This window comes from Acrocarpospora phusangensis (assembly GCF_016862995.1).
Taxonomy (GTDB): domain Bacteria; phylum Actinomycetota; class Actinomycetes; order Streptosporangiales; family Streptosporangiaceae; genus Acrocarpospora; species Acrocarpospora phusangensis.
Window position 1 is genome coordinate 1 of record NZ_BOOA01000213.1, and the last position, 831, is coordinate 831.

Consider the following 831-nt stretch of genomic DNA (forward strand, 5'->3'; position numbering starts at 1 on the left):
AGTCCGCCGACGCCGGGCGGGCCGCAGCACCGATTGAAAGCTGGGACTCCGCCGGATCGGCAGGGATCGCGACCACGGTCGGACGCCTGGAGCCTGACGCCTCGGGAGTGACAGTGATCAGCGACGGCCGTCCCGTCGCGCGAGCGGACGCCGTGATCGTGGCCGACGGCATCGGCAGCCGACTGCGCGGCCGCCTATTCCCCAGCCACCCCGGACTCCGGCGGACCGGCCGCATGGACCTGCGCGGCATGCTTCCCCGTCCGCCGGGCTTGGCCGTGACCGAACTCCTGGCCAGCATCATGATCGACCGCCGCAGCGGCGCGATGTTCGGCCTCTTCCCCGTCGGCGAGAACGACCTGTACTGGTTCACCGACTCCGCACTGCACACCGAACCACCCGCACCGGACGAGGCACGCCGCCAGATGCTGTCCCTGATGTCCGACTGGCACCCCGCAGTCCCGGCACTCATCGAAGCCACCCCACCCGCCGACATCTACGTCGACCCGATCGCCTGCCTAGCCGAACCCCTCCCCACATTCGCGACCGGCAGGATCGCCCTCCTCGGCGACGCCGCCCACGCCATGACCCCCGACCTCGGCCAGGGCGCCAGCCAAGCCTTCGAAGACGCCGCCGCCCTCACCCGCCACCTGACCGACGCCGAACCCGCCGACGTCACCGACCGCCTCCTCCGCTACAACGCGGAACGCCGCCCCCGCACCACCCGCCTGATGCTCGCCTCCTCCCGCCAATCCCGCCTGACCTCCCAGACCGGCCCCACCGCCTGGCTACGCGACACCCTCCTCCGCGCAATCCCCACCAAACTCGCCACCC

General features: G+C 71.8%; 1 protein-coding gene. It reads left to right on the forward strand.

Features of this window, described 5'->3' with window-relative positions:
- Positions 1-113 precede the first annotated feature (113 nt).
- Positions 114-831, forward strand: a 718-nt coding sequence (locus Aph01nite_RS40980; protein ID WP_204046488.1) for an FAD-dependent monooxygenase, incomplete at its 3' end; no start/stop codon positions are given.